Source organism: Caenispirillum bisanense, from assembly GCF_039523075.1.
In the GTDB taxonomy this organism is placed as follows: Bacteria; Pseudomonadota; Alphaproteobacteria; order Rhodospirillales; family Rhodospirillaceae; genus Caenispirillum; species Caenispirillum bisanense.
Genome location: NZ_BAAAEP010000135.1, coordinates 1 through 619, shown reverse-complemented (window position 1 = coordinate 619; position 619 = coordinate 1). Strand labels below are relative to the sequence as shown.

2 protein-coding genes are annotated in these 619 nt (G+C 68.7%); both read right to left on the bottom strand.

The annotated features are described in order from the left end of the window. Nucleotides 1–314: SprT-like domain-containing protein (locus ABD056_RS22790; protein WP_343870594.1), on the bottom strand; the 314-nt coding region annotated here is incomplete at its 3' end. Between the two features lies 1 nt (nucleotide 315). Then, nucleotides 316–619 (bottom strand): helix-turn-helix domain-containing protein (locus ABD056_RS22785; protein ID WP_343870593.1); only part of this gene is annotated, 304 nt, incomplete at its 5' end.

Below are 619 nucleotides of genomic sequence, written 5' to 3'. Positions count from 1 at the left end.
TCGAGGTTGTGATAGCGGCCCCGGCCGGGCTTGCCGTGGTGGTGCTGCCACTGGTGAACCATCTCATGCACCAGCGTCTGCAAGATCTCGCGGATCGGCTCGACACCGAAGTAACCGGCATTCAGGGCGATCTCGTCGACGACCTCACCAGTGGCGCGGGCAACGAACCGGCCGCCGGAGAAATAGCCCATGGTGGCGCCCTCGGTGCGCAGGCTGATCAGACAGGGCGGCAGGCTGCCGCCAAAGAGCGCCTGGTTGAAGTGGTCGAAGGCGGCTTGCAGCTCGCCATAGGCTTCGGCCGTGGGGAGGGGCATGCTATGATCCTTCGACCAGCCGGCTCAGGGACGCCGCCGTTGTATTGCGCAATACAATCGGCTCGCCCGCTCCCCGATGGGGCAGATTTGCCCCATGATTGACCGTCACCACCACGCCGACGACCGCCGCCCAGCGGAACAACATGCCGGCCGGCGGATCGCCTTCACCGTTCTCCCACCGCCGCAGCGTGCGCATGTGGGTGCCGAGGCGGGTGGCCACCTCCGCCTGGGTGAGGCCGCTGGCGGCGCGGGCACGGCGGAGGTCGGCGAGCACGGCCAGATAGGCCGGCCGCCAGTCGGGGGCG